The organism is Acetobacter sp. A11-2, assembly GCF_040208445.1.
Lineage (GTDB): Bacteria > Pseudomonadota > Alphaproteobacteria > Acetobacterales > Acetobacteraceae > Acetobacter > Acetobacter oryzoeni.
The window spans coordinates 1,854,649-1,874,137 of sequence record NZ_CP157843.1 but is presented as its reverse complement, the minus strand read 5'-3'; the positions used below and the strand labels follow the sequence as shown (position 1 = coordinate 1,874,137).

The following is a 19,489-nucleotide window of genomic DNA, read 5'->3' as shown; positions in this document are numbered from 1 at the left end:
TTCTGAAGATCATGTAAAAAGGGCGGAGGGGTTTTAAATCCCTCCGCCCTTTTTGTTGTGTGGTGCAACCACCTTGTATGTGGGGTGGCTGTTATTTGTCTTTATGGAACTGCGCAACCTGATCTGCTGTTACGTGTGGGTCTCCACTGCCAAAGGTTGCCATCACATAATTCACGATCTTGGCAATCTCATCATCACTCAAACGTTGCACGTCTGAATGCCCGCTAAAGTCAGGCATAGAGACATCACCTGCTTCGGTTTTACGCTGCACCCCGTGCAGAATGGTCATGATAAGGTTATCTGGCCGTGCGCTGCCTACAGTGGAGTTATGGAACAGTGAAGGTGCGTATTGGTCCTTTGTGCCCATACCAGTCTGGCCGTGGCAGGCTGCGCAGTTGGCATCATACGCGTGTTGTCCGTCCATCTCGGCCAGATCATCAATACGGGTAGGGGCACTTTGGCGAATGTCTAGCGCTTCGGTGACTTTGCCAAAGCTATCTCGTGCCTGATGTTCCATATCATCATCCATAGCTGGCACTTGATGAATATAAGTGGCTATGGCGTGCAGGTCCTGATCTGTCAGATGGCTGGTGCTATGTTCCACAGCTTCTGCCATGGGGCCGGCTGCCTGCGCGTGGCCATTGGCGTGGCCTGTTTTCAGGTAGGCAACAATATCGTCTTCGCTCCAGTTGCCGATCCCGCCGGTTTTGCTGGAGGTAATGTTGGGAGCATACCATCCATCTAGCGAAGTGCCGGCCAGATATCTGTCCTGCTTTTCACTTAGCATGAAGTTACGGGGTGTATGGCAGGTGCCGCAATGTTCCAGCGCATTGGTAAGATACTTACCCCGGCGTAGCGGATCATATGTGCTGGAATCCCCGCTTTCTGGTTCTTCCTTGGTGGTTACAAAGTTCCATGCCGCCATTGCGCTACGCATATTGGCAGGAAACACCAATGTTGTTTCTGCTGGGGCGCTGGCTACTGGTTTTACGCTGTGCATGAACCACACATAAAGTGCATGCACATCTTGGTCTGTCATACCTGCGTAAGAAACATAAGGCATCACAGGGTACAGGTAAGCACCATCTTTGCGCACACCGTGGCGTACGGCCTGTTCAAAGTCCTGCTCTGTGTATTTGCCAATGCCGTGGTCTGGGTCTGGCGTAATGTTGGTGGAAATCACATCACCCATAGGTGTTGCAATTTTTAGGCCACCAGCAAAAGGCTGCGAACCGGGTTTGGTGTGGCAGGCAATACAATCTGACGCAGTGGCAATATAGGCACCACGATCCAGCACCGCCTGATCTGGAGCAGCATCTTCTGCATGCACAGGTGTCTGGCTAAGGGCACAAACACCAATGACCGTGCTTGCTGAAAGAAGGACGCGCAAGGTTTTGGAAAAATCAGGCATGAGCAAGTTCTTTTTTCAGCGTATCGGCAACACGTAGCGCTAAGGCGGCTACAGTCAGGGTGATGTTGCCGGTGCCAACGGTTGAGAAAACCGAGGAACTGGCAATAAACAGGTTGTCATGGTCATGCGTCCGGCAATGGCCATCCACTACGGAATCCTTGGGGTCTGTGCCCATAATGGTGCTGCCTGCGGGATGATCCTGCGGGAAGTAGCCCGGTGTCCACTGTTCATCCGTGCCGTGCATCAGCTTGATAAGGTCACGGAAAACATAGCGCGTATGTTCACAACTGCGCACGGTATATTCGGGCAGCTTGTAATACACTTCCGGGTGCGGGATCCCCAGAATATCCTTATGATCCTTGCTGAGTGTGAGGCGGTTATTGGGGTCTGGCAGGGCTTCGTTATGGCTGAACAGGCGCACTGTGTGCGAAGCCAGATAGCGGATTTGTTCTTCCAGTTCCCGGCCAACGTAACCTTTAGAAATTGCCAGCTGGGTGGCCAGATCCACTTGGTTATCATCCACCATATGCACAAGATAAGCGCCACGATCCGTGCGCCAGTTTCCATCACGGAAATTGTCGATCACGTTCGTTTCCAGCGGTCCACGGCCCGGCCACAAGGCTTGGTCACCACTGATAAAGGTTACCTGCACGCCTGTATGGTCCATCATGTTGCGGCCTACATGGCCGGAACTGTTGGCAACACCATCTGGGCTTTGCTCATCGGCAGAAAGCAGCAGCAGTTTGGCTGTTTCAATGCAGTGCGCGGCAATAACAAAATATTTGCCCGTTACGCGGTGAGACCCTTTGTCGGGGTCAAAGTAATGTACGGCAGTTACGCGCTTGTTCGCGCTGTCTCGCTCAATCTTATACACTACAGCGTTGGGGATAAACTTAGCCCCGGCGGCTTCTGCATGGTAAACGGAATAGCTGCCGTTATACATGGCCCCAATAGGGCAGATAGGCATGCAGTTATTATGCCCTTCACACGTTGGGCGGCTATCATACGGGCGGGTGTTACGGGCCTGTGGTTCATGCACCACGCGCCACGGTGTTTTTTTCCTGAATCAGCTTACGGAACTGCTGCGCAGCGTAGGAAATGGGTAGCGCATCCATAGGATAAGGCTGTTTGCGGGGGGACCCAAGATCTTCCACTGCAGGATCTGGCCCACAAACCCCCATCATGACTTCTGCCTGATAGTAAAAGGGTTCCAGATCATCATATGTCAAAGCCCAATCGCGGCCCTGACCGTAACGTGTTTTCAGTTCAAAGTCTGATGGCAGGTAGCGCCAGGCACAACCTGCCCAGTGCCATGTGGTGCCGCCCATCATGCGCAGGTAAACCTGCTGATAGGCTTCGGCATTCGGGCCGGTGGTGTGCAGGTAATCGTTCGGGGTTTGCTGATCAGGCGGATGCCGTGCCCAAGGTACGGCCGGGAAGGGCCCCTGGTAGGACGGTTTGTTTTCCAGATTGCGGAAGTTTTCCACAAAATGCTGGCGGTCAACGCGCGGGCCAGCTTCCAGCACAATGACGGAAATACCGGCACGAGCCAGTTCATTGGCAATAGAGCTGCCTGCAACGCCTGATCCTACGATCACAACGTCGGCTGAAAGATTTTCTTCGGAGGGCATAAGGCGGGGTATCCCGTAAGATCAGGTCGGTTCGATAACAAGGGCGGAAGCAGAAAGTGCAGGGTGCCCTTTGGGGCGTGCAACTTCTGGTGGCTTGCTTGTCCAGTAGAATGGGCCGCCCGTTGCGTAGGTTTTGGGGTAAACGGCATCCTTGGTGATGTCGAACATCAGGGCAGAGCGGTAAACCACCACCTTGCCATCTGCAATGCCCCGGTACCAGCCGGTTAGAATTTCGTGGATGACATCTTTAAGCTTTGGATCAGATTTTTCCGCAGCATGTGCAAAGGCTGATGCTGTTGTAAATTTTTCCCGCTCCAGCAGGGTATGCAGGGCGTTAAGTTTGTCTTTCCGATCTGCATTGGCTTGCACGATGTTGGCGTACAGGGCCGCGCCAATCTGGGGGTTTAACGTCTCTCTATCTGTCAGGCGCTGGGATACCTGCATAAAGCGGGATAGATCTTCATTGTTTGGGGTGGCAGGAGCAGTATCTGCCGCAAGGGCTGCACCCGTTGCACCTGCAACAGAAAGACCAATACCACCTAAAAGCACATCTCGCCGGGACATACGTAAAAGCTTGTTCAAGCGCATGGCGTTAGGGGATGCACACCATTCCGCTACAGGCTGCCCCTTGTGCGTTTGTCTCATTCTTCGGGTTCTCCCTACAAAGCCGGGCTCCGCCCTGTCGGAATGAAACATTGCGGAGAAATATTGAATGCCAAATTGTGAATGGTTTTATAGAGAAGGCCTGAGCTTGCAACCTGTTATAACGGCATAATACCTATTTCATGCCCTGTTGATGCAGGTATGCTCAGGGGTTAATGCGGCAGTTATTACCTATATGGCCATGAAATGGCTGCCACGTATCTGTTCTGCCAAAAAGTTCCAAACCTAAAAAACCATGCAATTTCAGGGAGCCGTCTTCCGCCACCCATATAATGGCATCGTAAGTATTTTTGCTTTGAGGGTCAAAAATGTGGCCTTTCCAATGGTCATGTCGGTCTTCCATGGGGTGGAAGCCTTTGAGCATCTGAAGGTTACATTCAGTTTTTCTGCGGCTAGAAGCTTCTTCATCCTGCGTTAGGTTCAACCCTACAAGATTCCCGCACATCTTATCACCACAGCTATGGATATCGAACACGCCTTTGCCGTCTTCTGTAATCCATTGTCCTGTTATGGTTGGTGTGGAGGCGTTTTCTGCATGAGCATGAGAAGGTATGGTGCCCCATGCAAGAAGCAGTGCTGTTATAAATGAGCTAAAGGCATGTTTGTACATTTTGCTGCCTTGTCCTGCCGCTACCGGTTCATCCCGCCCGGTGTGATGTGCCTGATGGAGGCAGGTCTCCTGGCTTGGGGATATGGTGTGCGTTAGACCTTTTGCCTTCCCAGCCGTATTACCGGCCAGTGGCTAGCCGTGACCGGCAGCAGGTCAAACTTCCCCTTACAGTTGCGGGAGCAGCTGCCGACTATGAGATTTCGTTCCAAATATGGAGCAAAAACCGTGCACGGCATTCCCTTTTAAGCCGCTTGCGCAGCACCATCCATCTGTTCAAGCATTTATTCTAGCAATAAGAGGACTTGGTGCCAGTATGGGAAAAGCAGAGCAGGTGAGAGGTTTTTGCGCCTCGCTTTGCCTTACAATGCAGCAATAACCTTAAGTCCCGCCAGAATGGCATTGGGAATAACCGAGGTTTCTCCGGGGCGCATCATATATTCAAACTCCGGCGTAATAACCAAACCCGGTGTGACAGGAATGCCGTAATACGCTTCCAGAATCGCGGAATGCGTTTGTGGTCCATTGATATAAGGGCCAAGCGGAACGCCAGCAGCTTCCCGCATGCGTTGCCCGTAGGCCAGACGGGGGCTGAGCTGGTAATAGGAATACATCACGCCCAGACGATCCAATGGCCGGTGGGGAATAATGCCCAGAAGGGAAGCGCCAGCATAAAATTCGTTTGAGAATGTAGAGTTACTTGGCGTGTTATGAATAAACCCTGCCAACACGTAGCCGCCAGCCATTTGGTGTTCGCCATGGCTGCGATACACCATCTGATCTGCCTCTATATAAAATGTATCACGCGGCTTGAGCTTGTGTGGATGCACAGACCCCGCAAAAGCGGCCGGAATGGTGCCAACCATATCCGGGTAAGGCGAGGTATCGTGGCCAAAGCCGATTTTGTAATGACCGGGAAGCTTACGCGTGCCAAAAAACGGTTCCCACGTTAATTCAACCGGAGTTTGAATGCCCGTATAAGGCTCATCGCCCCATGCCCAGCCTGTGTTATCGCGGGCTTTAGGGCCTATGCGATAAATGCCTGTGCGCAGGATAAGATCATGCGTTGGCCGAAAGCGTACTGTGCCTCCCCATGATGTTTTGGGGTAAACACTCCAACCAGCTGGTTCTCGTATAGCCATGGGCGCAGAGCACATGGTCATGAATGTGCACAGTAAAATAGAAGTAGAATATGTGTGCGTAAGTGAAATGCGCCCAACATTGATATTGATGCGGTTATTGAGAAAAGATTTTTCCAGATACAGATCTGCCAGGCGAGCCGCTGCCGGCCCGTGGATGCTCCATACTTCTGTAAGAAGTACGTTTCTTTCTCCAACATGATCCCAACCGACCTGCCTGCCTTCACGGTTCATAACAATACCATGCAGGTACCACCCCTGTAGCGGATTCCAACCTGTTAACTTGCCCAGATCAAACAGCATGCTGGCACGTATTTCGTGCGTGTAATCCATACCTTTTGAAAGGCCGCCAGCAAGATTGGCCATACCTTCACCTTTGTAGGTTAACTCAAAGGTAAAGCCGTGTTCACTTAACCTGTCGCGCCAAGGTTTAAGGCCGGGGGCCAAATTGCCAAAAGCCTGTTCGGCAACAAAATACCCAGCGCTGATATCCTGCCTACGTAACGCTGTATTATTGTGGTTTAGCAGGTAGGACAGGCTTTCTGTATCAAACAAAGCGTCCAGACGTTCTTCTGTTATTGGGCGCTTGTGTTTTTTGGGTATCTCAGCGTTGATAATAGGTTTTGAAGAAAGTTGGGGGCTCTCAAGAGATTTAGCCGGTTCATTCTGCTGGGCGCGTGCAGTGGTGGCGTTAAAAGCAATATTCAATGAGCAAAGAACTGTTCCGACATAGATTGCACGGACAATGGATAAAAAATCTTGCCGAGAGCATGATATTTTTTGTTCTGAATTAGAAATGATATAAGTTGAGGGCATTGCCCGATCCTCATGGCGCAAGAATGGCCATTGCATGCAGTTCGCATGAAGCAACGGCGTATTTCTGAAGCAAGGGGAAAGAAATACAGAGACTAAAGAGAAAGGTGACTGGCAGCTTTCTCTTTAAAAAATAGATTTTGTAATTTCTGCAAACATTTTCTCGTTTCCGCGTTTGTTTTTGTTTTTATTGTTACGGAATATAGTAATTAAATTACACGCAGAAAGATTCAAGAGATTTTTTCTGTTATAACGAATGTTCAAGGAAAAGTTTACAAAGTTATGCTGTTACAACAGGAATGATTCTAAAATATGCATACAGGAAATCCGTAGAAAGCTAGCAGAGAGCTTTCTACGGAAAATAACAATTAAGCTGATGGTGCTTTTGTAATTTGTGGCCGTGTGTGTAAGGCGTCCTGAAGTTGTGCATCGTCCAGCGCATTTTCCCAGCGAGAGACAACAATTGCAGCAACAGCGTTACCAACCAGATTGGTGAGGGAACGACATTCAGACATAAAACGGTCAATCCCCAGAATAAGGGCCATACCACCAACAGGTACACTGGGCACAACAGAAAGAGTGGCAGCCAGAGTGATAAAGCCTGCCCCTGTTACACCGGCAGCACCTTTAGAACTCACCATGGCAACCAGAAGCAGGGCAAGCTGCTCCTGAAAGCTAAGATGCACATCAGTAGCCTGCGCAATAAACAGTGCGGCAAGTGTCATGTAAATATTGGTGCCATCCAGGTTAAAGGAATAGCCCATGGGCACAACCAGCCCTACAATTCCTTGGGAACAGCCAGCCCGTTCCAATTTGGCAATCAGGCCGGGTAGGGCAGATTCGGAAGAACTCGTGCCCAGCACAATGAGCAGTTCTTCTTTTAAAAAGACCAACAGCCGCAGAATGCTAAAGCCAGCCAACCTTGCCACAATACCCAAAACAACGCCGACAAACAGAATGGCAGTGAGGTAAAATGTCAGTACCAAGGCAAGAAGGTGCAGAATGGAATGCAGGCCAAACTTACCAACGGTAAAGGCCATGGCACCAAAAGCGCCAATAGGGGCCAGATACATTACCAGACGCACAACCCCAAAAACCAATTCTGTCAGGCTATAAAACAGGTTGAGGACAGTTTCACCCGCCTTACCCATTTTGGCCAGACTGATGCCAAACAGGATGGCAACGAGCAGAACCTGTAAAATTTCACCAGATGTAAATGCACCGGCGGTGGTGGAGGGAATAATTTGGAGCAAAAAATCTGAAAAGGAGTGATGTTGTGCAGCAGCACTTACAAACTGTGTAACAGAACTTGTATCAAGGCTTTCCGCACGAATATGCAGCCCGGCACCGGGTTGCAGAACATTGGCTACAAGCATGCCAATAGCCAGTGCCAAAGTGGAAAAGCACAAAAAATATAGCATGGCTTTGCCTGCTACGCGGCCTGTTTGCTTAAGGTCCGCCATGCCTGCAATGCCTGTGCACACTGTTAGAAAAATAACAGGTGCAATGACCATTTTGATAAGTTTAACAAACCCATCTCCCAGCGGTTTAAGCGCAGTGGCAACAGAGGGAAACATTGCACCCACGGCAATGCCTGCACCCACAGCTACCAGAACCTGAAGGTAAAGGAAGCGTTGGTGTGAACTGGAAAGGGGAGCAGATGATGGAAGCACGCCTAAAAACTTTCTGTTCTTGTTTTTGTGCCTGTGGTGCATCCTGATGAAATATATAGTGTTATATCAAGAATATACGCGCAGACTCACGTAAGGTAACGCGTGTTTATATCGTTTGGGAAGAGAGGGTATATCTCTTTTTCTTGAGTTTTCTAGGTTCAGGCACTGCGTAAGGTGAATATTCAGGTTGAAGATTCTGGGTTATATCAATGTAATTACATGAATGTAATGATACGGAGTTTGACCATATTTTTATTTTGAATGTTAGAAAATCCGGGTGGGCAGGCTCTATATGTGTGGGTGTTGGATAAGAGTCATGTGGTTCTCCCAACTCACATGAAAGTGGCTGAGTAATCTCAGCACAACTTTCATGTAAGAAGAGGAACTATGATTTTTTAATTTTTCAGGCGGTAAAAAACTGGCTTAAGCCGATGTTGCGTAAGGCGCGCCGATAGGCAATGGAACTGCGGTCTGCCACCACATGCACTTCCAATGAAGGGTCAAGTGGCAGGTTTTCGGGTTTCTGGGCTTCTACCAAGGCGCGGTCTTCTTCAAAGACTTTCAGATTGAAATCATAAACATCCTGCAAAGGCAGATCGGTATCAAAGTTACGGCACATAGGGGCAAACATACGTGTTTTTTTGGCAGAAACAGGAGAAGCCGCATTCATGATGACCAGCCTACCGTTATCGGGAAAGTGAATTTCCAGCGTGGCGGTGAAAGGAACATGCACCCTAAAATGGCGAAGCCATTCAAAATCTGGCCGTCCGCGTTCTGATTGCCCAATAGGATAGTTGCCTACATAGCTACGGTATTCTGCTTCAAACCCATATGGTGTCATTTTGGGCATGTAAGCTGGCACAACAGGGTTGTTCGGGTCTGCAAAAGTTTCTGTATGCACAAATGCAAAATGGGCAACATCTATAAAGCCTTCAACCTGCCGTCCGGCAAAACCGGCAATGTCTATCCAAGGGCAGTTGATTTGTTGAAAGCCCGCTTCATCCCAATGTGGCATGGATGGAATTGAGATATCTCCATCTGCCTGTGGGCGCAGGCACGTCCAGATTAAGCCATACCGTTCTACAGCAGGGTAAGTGTGTAAGTTCAGGCGGGAAGGAATGGCGCTATCCGGGTGGGCAGGAACACGCACACACTGGCCTTGATGACCAAACTGGAAGCCATGATAGGCGCAGGCAACTGTTTGGCCGTTACCCTTGCCCATGCTGAGGGGCACACCACGATGGGGGCACAGATCATCTGCTACAACAATTGCTTCACCTGCCCGATAAACAACCAACGGCGTATCAAGCAGCGTTACACCCAATGGTTTGTCTTCCAATTCACGCACAAGGGCAATGGGGTGCCAGTAAGAGGCAAGAATAAGCCAGTCATCAGCATCAAAACTGAGCTCGCGGGGGAGTTTGGTATCGGTGGTGCGGGCGCAGGCTGGTGGTGTCACAGCTTAATCTCCTAAATGGGAAAGGTTTCCCGTTCCTTTAAGAGACAGTGTTTCATCAAGCGTATATTATCGGATATATCTATTTCATGCAGTATGCATTCTCAAACTGAGAACAGGCAAATGAACCCATTTTCGCGCTTTCTGATCTATTTTTTGGCTGTGGCACGGCATGGCTCCATCCGCAAAGCATCGGAAGACCTGCATATTGCGGCTTCTGCCATTGATAGACATATTTTGTTAGGAGAGCAGGCCCTTCAAACACCGCTATTTGAGCGCCTTTCTTCCGGCATGCGTTTAACTGCGGTGGGAGAGTTATTTTATGCGCATGCCAGCCGGTGGGCGAAGGATTTTGAAAGCCTTAATCGTCAGATTGATGATCTAAAGGGAATGCGCCGTGGGCGCATAGATATTTTGGCCCCAGAGGCTTTGGCGCGCGTATTTTTACCCAGCATTGCTGCGCGCCTTAAAGAACAATACCCCGGAATTGTTCTGAATATTCATATTCATGACAATGCAGAATTGGGAGAGCGCCTTTTTGCAGGGGAGGGAGATTTGGCATTTTTGTTAGATCCAGCAGATTTGCGAGACCTGCAGGTGCGTTCAATGCTTTCTTTCCCGTTAGGGGTAGTAAGCCTACCCAAGCATCCAGTCACTCAGCAATCTTCTGCTCGGTTCTCAATATGCGCTGAATATCCTGTTATTGTGCCAGAAGAACCATTGGCGCTCGCATCTGTTTTTGCAAAATTGGAAGCAGACACAATGGTCAATCCGAATGTGATTTCTGGGGCCAATAATGTACAAATGATAAAGTCTTTGGTGAAGGCAGGCTTGGGTATCACCATTCTCAGTTATCTGGATGTGATGGATGAGGTTCAGAGTGGAGACATGGCTTTTACGCCCTTAGCAGGAGCACATGTTCCTCCGCTACGGTTGGCGCTGGCGCATGATCGTGCGCGGCCTTTATCTGCTGTGGCACGGCGCGTTGCAGATAGCGTAGAGGCAGAATGGGCGCTCTTGCGTCAAAAAATGATATGAAGGGAAAGAATTTTTTGTGATATATAAAGATATCACTAATATAAAATGACTTTTTAATCCCGCTCTTGTTCCATATAAAATTCGATTGGCACGGTGAGTGTAATAGAAGCACCTGCCACACTATCGGGTGGGCTAGGTAAGGGTTCGGCACGTCGTACAAGTGCTAAGGCTTCACCATCTAACAATGAGTAGCCAGAGCTTTTTTCGATATGGGCAGAAAGCACATGTCCTTTTCGGTCCATAGTAAAATGTAGTCTTGGAGCTCCCTCCTGATGAGCCGACATCGCTTCTGCCGGGTAACGTTTATATTTTTCTAGACGAGCCAGCAAAGCTCCTTGCCATGTAGCGGGACTCTGGGAAGCATGAGAGGAAGACGATCCTTCAACAGGTGCAGCCTGCGTTTGAGCCGGTGGTGCTTTGGAGGTGGGAGGAGCCGTTGTTTTTTCAGCCGGTGGTGTTTTGTCAGGAACTGGTTTTTTAAGATTTACTGTAGGCTTCTGCTTTTTCACAATTTTATGTGGTTTTTCAAGTTTGGGAACAGGAATAGGTGGGTGCGGAGCTGGCGCAGGAGGGGCTTCCAACTTAGCGGGATCAACGGGAGACGGATCTGATTCTGAAATTGTTTGCTGAGGACCGGGAGGCGCATCTGTAGGCGGAGAAGGGGTTGCAACAGGTTCTGGTGCCATATCAATAGCAATAGCCGCTGGCGGAGGCTCAGGTATGGCGGGGGCTGTATGCGGCATGTACAGGAAAGATAAAGCGGCGGCGCCGGTTGTCGCCACGACAATTAAAAAAGATATGCCCCAACGGAAGGTATCTTCTTGCCGGGCTTTTCGTATTTGTTGAATCTTCCAATCAGAAAAAGCTGTTGAGGGCACGTTTTCTGCTACATTTTTATATGTTGTTGCGCTCATGGCTCGGCCTTTGCCGCTGGGGCAGATCCCTCTTCTTGTCCTCGCAAATTAACAAGAGCAACCTTGAGATAACCAGCAGAGCGAAGCTTATCCATCACACTCATGAGTGTTCCGTAATCTACCGTTTTGTCAGCACGCAGGAAAATACGTTCATCTTTGTTTCCCTTGGTCGCTGTTTCTAACGCTTGGGGTAGGTTCTCAGCCGATACATTATCTTCACCAAGTGCTACGGCGTGTCGTCAGTTAAGCCCTGAGAGTGGCACGTGAGGGTTGTACTTTGTGTCTGCGTGTGCTGACTGTTTTCCCATTTTTTGGGGAGACAGACAGATGCGGCGCTATAGTTTACGCGATGACCAGTGGGAGCGGATAAAGGATCTTCTTCCTGGTCGAGAAGGCTATGTCGGCGGCACTGCGGTGAACAACCGTCTGTTCGTGGAGGCGGTGCTGTATCGCTATCGCGCGGGTATTCCATGGCGCGACCTTCCTGCCCGTTTCGGTGACTGGAAAAACGTGCACCGGCGTCTGCGCCGCTGGTGTGAAAGCGGCGTCATCGAACGGATATTTCGTTATCTGGCCGCTGATTACGACAACGAATACATGATGATCGACAGCACAATTGTCCGAGCGCATCAGCATAGTGCCGGAGCTCTCAAAAAAGGGGCACGGATCAGGCCATCGGACGATCACGAGGCGGGCTAACTACAAAGATCCATGCCATCTGCGACGCTCTGGGCAATCCAGTGGAACTCGGCATCACACCGGGACAGGATGCCGATATCACCCAGGCAGAACCACTTCTGGAAAACATCGAACCGGATGCTTTCCTTGCTGACAAGGCGTATGACGCGGACAGGTTGATCGATCGGCTGATACAGCGCGGGATTACCCCGGTCATCCCGCCAAAACGCAACAGAACGACACGACGGAAAACCGATTTTTCTCTCTATCGCGAACGGAACCTTGTTGAGAGGTTCTTCAATAAACTCAAGCAGTTTCGCGCTATCGCAACCCGCTACGATAAACTGAAATCGACCTTCCTCGCAGCCGTGCAGTTCGCCTCAATCATCATCCTGCTTAACTGACGACACGCCGTAGTGCATGATCAGCTTTTACTGTTAGAAAAATAGGATTTTCAGGGCGTGGCGCCGGTTTTTCTGTTGATGAAGGCAGATCTACAGGCACGTTGACTGTAGTGAGCGGGGCCGTAACCATAAAGATTACTAAAAGCACCAACATAACATCAATGAACGGCGTTACATTGATCTCACTTGCTTCGTGTGGATTTTCATCTGCATGCTGGATACGGCGCATATGGCTTATTCCCCAGCCATGCGATTGACATTAAAAGGGGTAACCTGAGCACTGGTTGTAAAGATATGCGCTCGGCTCAGATCACGAGAAACCAGACGCATGACAAGGGATGTCAGATCCGCCACTTGCGCTCTGCAGGATGCAGATTGGCGTGCAAGATGATTATAGATAACCACCGCAGGAATAGCAGCTACAAGCCCGAGCGCGGTGGCTAACAAGGCTTCTGCAATGCCAGGAGCCACCACAGCGAGGCTGGTGGCTTTGCTGGCAGCAATACCTGTAAAGGATGTCATAATTCCCCACACAGTGCCGAACAGCCCAATAAAAGGTGATGTTGCACCAATGGTGGCCAATAGGCCTGTGCCGCGCATGAGCCGACGCCCCTCTGCTGCTTCCAGGCGCTCAAGGTGTAAAACAATACGTTCCTTAAGGCCTTCGTTGTCATTAGGAATGTCGTGCGAAACGGCTTTTTCAGTTTCTGCAGCCATAACCAGTGTGTGCGCAATACTGTTTTGGCGTGTGCCTTTTTCACCCAAAGCTAATGTGCCGGCTTCTTCCAGAGTTTTTTCTGCTGTTCTCAGTTTTCTACGAACACTCAAAAACTCAACAGATTTGGCGATAAAGATGGTCCATGTCAGAAGCGAGGCAAGCGCAAGAAGTGCCATGACACATTGCACAACAGAACCCGCATTCAGGAACATCTCCCATGGAGAAAAAGAAAAGGGGATCTGAAGAGATGATTCTGATGAGGGCATAAGATACCAAGTACTTTCGCAATACATATAATGAAGTGATACGCAGGAGAACCTGTAAGGAACAACCGATGGCGTAATTGGAAAACAGGTGCCTTATGCTTTCTCACGCGGGGCATATCTCAAGCAGCAGATAACAAAGCGCTTATCGATACGCAAGTGCGAATCACTATCATCTAAGGGTGAATATCTTAATATTTTGCAAACACCCGGTATGGATCATTTGCTCAAAGATCCTTTCTAAATGCAGATGTCTTGCTACGGCGTGTCGTCAGTTAAGCAGGATGATGATTGAGGCGAACTGCACGGCTGCGAGGAAGGTCGATTTCAGTTTATCGTAGCGGGTTGCGATAGCGCGAAACTGCTTGAGTTTATTGAAGAACCTCTCAACAAGGTTCCGTTCGCGATAGAGAGAAAAATCGGTTTTCCGTCGTGTCGTTCTGTTGCGTTTTGGCGGGATGACCGGGGTAATCCCGCGCTGTATCAGCCGATCGATCAACCTGTCCGCGTCATACGCCTTGTCAGCAAGGAAAGCATCCGGTTCGATGTTTTCCAGAAGTGGTTCTGCCTGGGTGATATCGGCATCCTGTCCCGGTGTGATGCCGAGTTCCACTGGATTGCCCAGAGCGTCGCAGATGGCATGGATCTTTGTAGTTAGCCCGCCTCGTGATCGTCCGATGGCCTGATCCGTGCCCCTTTTTTGAGAGCTCCGGCACTATGCTGATGCGCTCGGACAATTGTGCTGTCGATCATCATGTATTCGTTGTCGTAATCAGCGGCCAGATAACGAAATATCCGTTCGATGACGCCGCTTTCACACCAGCGGCGCAGACGCCGGTGCACGTTTTTCCAGTCACCGAAACGGGCAGGAAGGTCGCGCCATGGAATACCCGCGCGATAGCGATACAGCACCGCCTCCACGAACAGACGGTTGTTCACCGCAGTGCCGCCGACATAGCCTTCTCGACCAGGAAGAAGATCCTTTATCCGCTCCCACTGGTCATCGCGTAAACTATAGCGCCGCATCTGTCTGTCTCCCCAAAAAATGGGAAAACAGTCAGCACACGCAGACACAAAGTACAACCCTCACGTGCCACTCTCAGGGCTTAACTGACGACACGCCGTAACATATTGAAAAATTAAAATTTATTTTATGAATTTTGGTTTGTAGGCAATTTTTGGTCATCAACAACCTGTTGCGGCAAAAGCACACCCCATGCAATTTGATAATATATGATATTGATAATCATTTGCTTCGTAAGATGAGAATGATTATCAGGTAGCCGTTTCGTCCCTATTATCTAGCTGTCAGGTTGTGAGACGTCATTGGCGTAATCAAGGATTTCGTCGACCTGTTTCATGATGTCACGACCAGCCGGTTTGATATAGTCTTGATTACGTGACGCGGGATGTTTTTCAAGCCATGAGATGATGCATTGGGCGGGAGCGATGCCGCCCAGAACACGCTGCGGGCGATGATTGTAGGCGAAACAGAAGCCTCTGAGCAGAATTTCCAGATCTTCATGGTTTGAGACACAGACCTGCAGTACTTCTGTAGCGACACGGCCATTGAAGCGTTCCACCATTCCATTGGTCTGAGGGGAGTAAGCCTTGGTCCGGCGTCGGTCGATTCCCATGTCATGACAGGCTTTTTCGAAGGCGTCCGCTGTAAAGCAGGAGCCACGATCGGTCAGGATATGGGTGATCCGGAAAGGAAAGGCCGATTTGACGGCATTGAGGAAATCAACGGAATTATCCGCATTTTCCGCGTCATAAACAGCCAGGTGCACTGAACGGGAACAGCGATCGATGGCGACATACAGAAAACGTTTCCGCCGGTCCCCATCTGCTGTCTGTAATTTTGGCAGATGTTTCACATCGATATGGACATAACCGGGATCGTAATCGCGGAACTTTCCCTGTCCCCGAACTGGTCCGGCCTTTGGAACAGGAGGCAGCCTGTTCAATCCGGCGTCTTTCAGTATCCGCCAGATATTGTCCCGGTTCAGATGCGGCAGGAAATGCCGTAAGACAAAGGTCAGATCATCCAGACCAAAACCGGTAGAACGCCGAAGCTGACAGACAATGGCGCGCTCCTCCTCCGAGGCTTTCCAGGCCAGCCTCCAGGGACGGCTGCTGCGGTCCTGACAGGCGTCCGAACCACGCCTGCGCCACTTGCGGACTGTTTCATCGCTGATCCCGTAGCGTCTGGCGAGCACGGATGTCGGTTCTGACGAACGAGCTATCTCAGCCCGGACAGCCGGTGTCGTGCGTGCCTGTGGGTGGATCTGAAGCATCATTCGGTCTCCCTGCAAACGGAAGAAAACAACGAAGCATAACGCGGTATCGCCCACGCTACATCATCCCAATGACGTCTCACAACCTGACAGTTAGGCAGGACTATGGGGGTGGAAAAGATGCACCGCACCCAGACGTATGAGGGAAAGAAAAAGATGTTTGCCGTTCTTGGGGCCTCTGGCCATGTGGGCACAGCCGTTACGCAATATCTGTTGCGGCAGGGGCAGGCCGTAACCGTTGTGCTGCGTAACCCCCAAAAAGCTGCGGCATGGGCGCAACGCGGGGCCAGTGTGGCGTTGGTGGATGTGCATGATACAGATGCACTGGCGCTGGTGTTTCAAAAAGCAGATCGGGCCTTTTTGCTCAACCCACCGGCCAACCCCGCACTGGATACGGATCACGCAGAACGCACTACCGTGCAGTCCATCTTGCAGGCGTTACGCGGTGCAAAGCTGGAAAAAATTGTTGTGCAATCTACCTACGGGGCGCAACCGGGCGCACATTGTGCAGATCTGGGCGTGTTGTATGATCTGGAGCAGGGCGCCCGCCAAACCGGCATACCGCTGTGCTGCGTGCGTGCCGCGTATTACATGAGCAACTGGCTTTCTGCCGTGCCCGCAGCCCAAACATCCGGCAAGGTGATGAGCCTTCTGCCCGCCACGCTGCCCGTGCCCATGGTGGCCCCGCAGGATGTGGGGCATCTGGCAGGCCAGCTTCTTATGGCCCCGGTGCAGGAAGCTGGGGTGTATTATATAGAAGGCCCCACACCGTACACCGCGCAGGATGTGGCGCAGGTTTTTGCGCATATTCTGCAACACCCCGTGCAGGTGGAGGACATACCGCCCACCGCATGGCTTGCGTATTACAAGGCCAATGGTTTTTCAGACAAAGCAGCCCGATCTTACGCAAATATGACCGCAATATTCATAAACCAGCGGTATGATCGCCCAACAAACCCCGTAAAGGGTGTTACGGATCTGGCATCCTACCTTCGGGCAGAACTGGCAGGTTGCACCCCATAAACAGACCCAAGGATGCGCGTGGCACATGCAGATACAAACGGTTTTCCTGCTTGGCGCGGCCAGTGTGCTGTGCTCTGTGCCGGCACGCGCTGCGGATAAATGCCCGGGCCTGACAACGCCAGAAATTGTGGCCTGCCAGAAGCAGGGGCTGGATAAAGCGCAAAAGGAGCTAGAGCGCTACAGTGCAGCGGCGGAAGGGCGCATACGTAAATCGGCTGATCCAGAGCACGCTTTGGCGGATTTTCATGCAGCGCAGCAGTATTGGAAGCAGTATCAGAAGGCAGAATGCAACGCCGCATATGCAGCATGGTCTGATGGCACAATCCGTTCCAGCATGGCACTGGCCTGCATGCTACGCCTGACCCATAGCCGCACCATGGATATCTGGCAGATGTGGCTGACATATCCTGATAGCACGCCCCCCACATTGCCCAAGCCCGTTTTTATAAACGAGGGCTAATAAGCCTGCATTTTTGCGTATGCAGGTGCTTGCGGGGTGTGCGTTAATCTCGCGTGCCCCAGCGCCACTTCCACCCGCCTTTGGTGCGGGTTTTGCACACCCAAAAAAAGGCCACCGTGGCGGCAAGGTTAAGCACCATTACCACGCCCACGGCCAAAAGCGGCCTGCGCAGGGGCAAAACCGACAGGCCAAAGGTGGAACCCAAAGTAACAGCCAGAAAAAGCCCCAAGGCCACCCAACCCTGCCACGCAATAGGCAGGCCCGCGCCATAGCCAAAACGCTTGGCGGCAAACCATGCAGGCGGAGAGGGGTTATGAGGAGGAAGCATGCTGATTATTTTACAAAAAAACAGCGCAGCACAAAAGCATAATACGCAAAAGTGACAACTTCTGCCACGTAAAGCAGAGCGTATTGGGGCGCTTTTTTTAACACCCCAATGCGTAAACAAGTTTTGGCAGATCAGGCTGTTTTGGCGGCTACATCCCGCGCCGTATCGTCCGCAAGGTAAGGCCCGGCTGCACGAATTTTAACAGACAACATGCAAATGGCCCCTTGTGTATGTTGTGCGGGCAGGGGGAGTGCGGCGTTGCCGTTTGTCCAAGCGCAGTCTGTCCAGTCTGTTGCGTGCCAGCCTTCGGGCTTTTCGGCTTGTAAATGTGCCGTTATGGCCTGATGTTTTGCGGCAGACAGCAGGTTTATTTCCGCAACAGCCACGCCAAGGGTGCGGCGATCATCCACAAACGGGCCAATCACATCCGCCGGGCGGCTGGCGCGGGAGGCCAGATGCAACGCCTGCGTGTTAGCCGGTAGCATGAAATTGTAAGTACCGTTCTTGCAGTTTGCGGGCCAAATGGTGGCACCTGTGTTGGTAATAAGGTGCAGTTCCGGGTTTTGCACGGTGGCAGGCGCGGCCCAGTTGGCCCCCATGCGTGCGGAAATCTGGCGGAACACGGCCTCCACCCGCTCGCGCTCCACACATAGCGGGGCGGCGGCATCTGCCTGCCAGCTTTTGGGTGCGCCACCAAGCTGGATGACATTACCTTTCTGCGTAAAGCTGCGGCGGTTACCTGTGTCCAGATAGCTTTCTGTCAGCATGCCATCGGCCATAATCACGGCGTGATCTGGGGTTTCAATGTGGTAGTAAGTGTAAGAAGTAATGGATTTATCGTAAAAAATGGAAACACCATTTACCAGCATACGGGCCGGGATAAACGCTCCATCAAAAAACAGGCAGTGTTCCGCAGTCAGCAGCATGTCTTTGTAAGGCACACCATCAGCAATGGCATCTTTTACAATACGCACCGGGTAACCGGCCATATCGTCCGGCAGGGCGAGGTTTACGGTGCAGTGCGCCATACCGGCCCAGCTAAGCGTGCTGGTGCGGGTTTTGCCGTCCACATAAGTCAGCACCTCATCCCCGGCGTGCAGATCCTGCACGGCCATGGCACCTTTTGGGGTGGCAATCATGCTGTCTGCCAGAAAGCACACCGTAATTTCGTGATGATGGTTGAAATGGCTGATATTTTTAAGAGGCACGGTGATGGAATGATGGCCGGGACCGTGGCCAGGGCCAGGACCATGGTGCCACGGATCATTATGGTGGGGCCCGTGGTCATGATGATCATGCCCGCCGCCCAGATTATACGTGTTGCCACTAAGTGTGACCGTGCCCAAAAAGTGGCCGTGCGTATCTATAAGCGTGATAACTGTCTGTTTTGTAAAGTTATTATAATTTACAGTGCTTTTTGATATGGACAGATGATCTGAGGCATCAAATGTCAGCACGTTGGAGATGTTTTGCCCAAAATTGCCGGTAATTGTAAGCGCAATCGGCTTTTGGGCAGACAGGTTCTGGATATCCAGATTTCCGCCTGTGCCCGTAAAGTTTACGGTGCTACGGCGTGCGGAATCAGACGCATCAAACACAACCGTCTGGTTGGTATCAATGGACGTGACCATGGGTTTTTCTTTCGGTGAAAAGTTATGTTTAGGATTCGCAAATAACAAAATACAAAAACAGAAATAAAAAAGTAAATAGTGATAAAATATATTATCATTACTTGCAAAGTGATGGAACTTTTTGCGTAATCAGGAATCCCATGTAAATATGGATTTTTCTTACATTTTTGTTTGTAAATACCCTACCGTATCAGCGTTGTATTTGAAAAAATACTTAGGAATTTCCTGTGCCCATATGGAACACCACAGCAAAAAGATGATGTTTTATCAGTAAGTTGTCTGCCTGTTCTGGTCATAAAAAAGGGCCAGCACTCTTCTGGTGCCAGCCCTTGGGGGTGTTCT

The 19,489-nt window shown here is 50.7% G+C and carries 16 protein-coding genes, 3 pseudogenes and 1 riboswitch; of the genes and pseudogenes, 4 read left to right on the top strand and 15 right to left on the bottom strand.

Going from position 1 to position 19,489, the window contains the following annotated elements:
• Window positions 1-91: 91 nt before the first annotated feature.
• The 7 genes and pseudogenes from ABNV41_RS09125 to ABNV41_RS09095 all read right to left on the bottom strand — a co-directional run bounded on the left by ABNV41_RS09125 (window position 92) and on the right by ABNV41_RS09095 (window position 9,396).
• Entirely contained in the window at window positions 92-1,411 is a 1,320-nt protein-coding gene (locus ABNV41_RS09125) for a cytochrome c (RefSeq protein WP_050818510.1), read from the bottom strand.
• Window positions 1,404-3,042 (bottom strand): annotated as a pseudogene (locus ABNV41_RS09120) (GMC family oxidoreductase). Before ABNV41_RS09120 ends, ABNV41_RS09125 begins: the two are co-directional and overlap by 8 nt.
• Before the next feature lie 21 nt (window positions 3,043-3,063).
• Window positions 3,064-3,738: a sorbitol dehydrogenase family protein gene (locus ABNV41_RS09115; RefSeq protein ID WP_050818509.1), complete on the bottom strand. Its 675-nt coding sequence runs from the start codon at window positions 3,736-3,738 to the stop codon at window positions 3,064-3,066.
• Between the two features lie 112 nt (window positions 3,739-3,850).
• Window positions 3,851-4,315, bottom strand: a complete 465-nt coding sequence (locus ABNV41_RS09110) for a DUF2147 domain-containing protein (protein ID WP_050818508.1) — start codon at window positions 4,313-4,315, stop codon at window positions 3,851-3,853.
• Between the two features lie 41 nt (window positions 4,316-4,356).
• Window positions 4,357-4,596, bottom strand: a riboswitch (cobalamin riboswitch).
• Between the two features lie 78 nt (window positions 4,597-4,674).
• Window positions 4,675-6,267, bottom strand: coding sequence for a carbohydrate porin (locus tag ABNV41_RS09105; protein ID WP_050820268.1), 1,593 nt, complete (start codon window positions 6,265-6,267; stop codon window positions 4,675-4,677).
• A gap of 365 nt (window positions 6,268-6,632) precedes the next feature.
• Window positions 6,633-7,937 carry a C4-dicarboxylate transporter DctA gene (gene dctA / locus ABNV41_RS09100; RefSeq protein ID WP_050818507.1) on the bottom strand — a complete coding sequence of 435 codons (1,305 nt, stop codon included), beginning with the start codon at window positions 7,935-7,937 and terminating at the stop codon, window positions 6,633-6,635.
• A 403-nt stretch (window positions 7,938-8,340) separates the two neighbouring features.
• A complete protein-coding gene (locus ABNV41_RS09095; protein WP_050818506.1) occupies window positions 8,341-9,396 on the bottom strand; it encodes an aromatic ring-hydroxylating dioxygenase subunit alpha in 1,056 nt (351 codons plus the stop codon).
• A gap of 93 nt (window positions 9,397-9,489) precedes the next feature.
• Here ABNV41_RS09095 and ABNV41_RS09090 point away from each other — a divergent pair, with 93 nt between their 5' ends.
• Entirely contained in the window at window positions 9,490-10,431 is a 942-nt protein-coding gene (locus ABNV41_RS09090) for a LysR family transcriptional regulator (protein WP_080986707.1), read from the top strand.
• A 53-nt stretch (window positions 10,432-10,484) separates the two neighbouring features.
• On the opposite strand, the gene ABNV41_RS09085 is transcribed toward ABNV41_RS09090, so the two are convergent.
• Entirely contained in the window at window positions 10,485-11,345 is an 861-nt protein-coding gene (locus tag ABNV41_RS09085; protein WP_050818504.1) for an energy transducer TonB, read from the bottom strand.
• Window positions 11,342-11,581: pseudogene (locus ABNV41_RS09080) on the bottom strand (biopolymer transporter ExbD); the annotation flags it as partial. The gene ABNV41_RS09085 and the pseudogene ABNV41_RS09080, both read right to left, overlap by 4 nt.
• Before the next feature lie 91 nt (window positions 11,582-11,672).
• Between ABNV41_RS09080 and ABNV41_RS09075 the strand changes: the two are divergent.
• Window positions 11,673-12,427 (top strand): IS5 family transposase gene (locus ABNV41_RS09075; RefSeq protein ID WP_087651418.1). Its coding sequence is split into 2 segments (ribosomal slippage): window positions 11,673-12,012 and window positions 12,012-12,427, totalling 756 coding nucleotides; the frame shifts between segments, so codons are not numbered across the junction.
• A 10-nt stretch (window positions 12,428-12,437) separates the two neighbouring features.
• Here the strand turns inward: ABNV41_RS09075 and ABNV41_RS09070 are convergent.
• The 4 genes and pseudogenes from ABNV41_RS09070 to ABNV41_RS09055 form a co-directional block, all read right to left on the bottom strand.
• A pseudogene (locus ABNV41_RS09070) lies at window positions 12,438-12,656 on the bottom strand (biopolymer transporter ExbD); the annotation flags it as partial.
• A gap of 5 nt (window positions 12,657-12,661) precedes the next feature.
• Entirely contained in the window at window positions 12,662-13,438 is a 777-nt protein-coding gene (exbB, locus tag ABNV41_RS09065; protein WP_196332585.1) for a tonB-system energizer ExbB, read from the bottom strand.
• 241 nt (window positions 13,439-13,679) lie between these two features.
• Window positions 13,680-14,434, bottom strand: a protein-coding gene (locus tag ABNV41_RS09060) for an IS5 family transposase (protein WP_087651418.1) whose coding sequence is annotated in 2 segments (ribosomal slippage) — window positions 13,680-14,095 and window positions 14,095-14,434 — 756 coding nt in all. Because the reading frame shifts where the segments join, the coding sequence is not laid out codon by codon here.
• 275 nt (window positions 14,435-14,709) lie between these two features.
• Window positions 14,710-15,705, bottom strand: a complete 996-nt coding sequence (locus ABNV41_RS09055; RefSeq protein ID WP_035366691.1) for an IS481 family transposase — start codon at window positions 15,703-15,705, stop codon at window positions 14,710-14,712.
• Between the two features lie 156 nt (window positions 15,706-15,861).
• On the opposite strand from ABNV41_RS09055, the gene ABNV41_RS09050 reads away from it, so the two are divergent.
• Window positions 15,862-16,728, top strand: coding sequence for an NmrA family NAD(P)-binding protein (locus ABNV41_RS09050; protein WP_050820335.1), 867 nt, complete (start codon window positions 15,862-15,864; stop codon window positions 16,726-16,728).
• A 25-nt stretch (window positions 16,729-16,753) separates the two neighbouring features.
• On the top strand, window positions 16,754-17,188 hold the full coding sequence (locus ABNV41_RS09045; RefSeq protein WP_050819303.1) for a lysozyme inhibitor LprI family protein: 435 nt from the start codon (window positions 16,754-16,756) through the stop codon (window positions 17,186-17,188).
• Window positions 17,189-17,231: 43 nt separating this feature from the next.
• Here ABNV41_RS09045 and ABNV41_RS09040 read toward each other — a convergent pair whose 3' ends face one another.
• Together ABNV41_RS09040 and ABNV41_RS09035 are read right to left on the bottom strand one after the other, a co-directional pair.
• Window positions 17,232-17,516, bottom strand: a complete 285-nt coding sequence (locus ABNV41_RS09040; protein WP_050819304.1) for a hypothetical protein — start codon at window positions 17,514-17,516, stop codon at window positions 17,232-17,234.
• Window positions 17,517-17,647: 131 nt separating this feature from the next.
• Window positions 17,648-19,147 (bottom strand): Hint domain-containing protein, encoded by a 1,500-nt coding sequence (locus ABNV41_RS09035; protein ID WP_050819305.1) that lies wholly within the window; start codon window positions 19,145-19,147, stop codon window positions 17,648-17,650.
• Window positions 19,148-19,489 lie beyond the last annotated feature (342 nt).

Excerpts from the sequence above, each read along its gene's own strand:
- ABNV41_RS09115 (WP_050818509.1), bottom strand. The coding sequence starts at position 3,738 with ATGTTTCATTCCGACAGGGCGGAGCCCGGCTTTGTAGGGAGAACCCGA.
- ABNV41_RS09035 (WP_050819305.1), bottom strand. The coding sequence starts at position 19,147 with ATGGTCACGTCCATTGATACCAACCAGACGGTTGTGTTTGATGCGTCT.
- ABNV41_RS09105 (WP_050820268.1), bottom strand. The coding sequence starts at position 6,267 with ATGCCCTCAACTTATATCATTTCTAATTCAGAACAAAAAATATCATGC.
- ABNV41_RS09040 (WP_050819304.1), bottom strand. The coding sequence starts at position 17,516 with ATGCTTCCTCCTCATAACCCCTCTCCGCCTGCATGGTTTGCCGCCAAG.
- exbB (WP_196332585.1), bottom strand. The coding sequence starts at position 13,438 with ATGTATTGCGAAAGTACTTGGTATCTTATGCCCTCATCAGAATCATCT.
- ABNV41_RS09110 (WP_050818508.1), bottom strand. The coding sequence starts at position 4,315 with ATGTACAAACATGCCTTTAGCTCATTTATAACAGCACTGCTTCTTGCA.
- ABNV41_RS09050 (WP_050820335.1), top strand. The coding sequence starts at position 15,862 with ATGTTTGCCGTTCTTGGGGCCTCTGGCCATGTGGGCACAGCCGTTACG.
- ABNV41_RS09055 (WP_035366691.1), bottom strand. The coding sequence starts at position 15,705 with ATGCTTCAGATCCACCCACAGGCACGCACGACACCGGCTGTCCGGGCT.
- ABNV41_RS09045 (WP_050819303.1), top strand. The coding sequence starts at position 16,754 with ATGCAGATACAAACGGTTTTCCTGCTTGGCGCGGCCAGTGTGCTGTGC.
- ABNV41_RS09125 (WP_050818510.1), bottom strand. The coding sequence starts at position 1,411 with ATGCCTGATTTTTCCAAAACCTTGCGCGTCCTTCTTTCAGCAAGCACG.
- ABNV41_RS09090 (WP_080986707.1), top strand. The coding sequence starts at position 9,490 with ATGCATTCTCAAACTGAGAACAGGCAAATGAACCCATTTTCGCGCTTT.
- ABNV41_RS09085 (WP_050818504.1), bottom strand. The coding sequence starts at position 11,345 with ATGAGCGCAACAACATATAAAAATGTAGCAGAAAACGTGCCCTCAACA.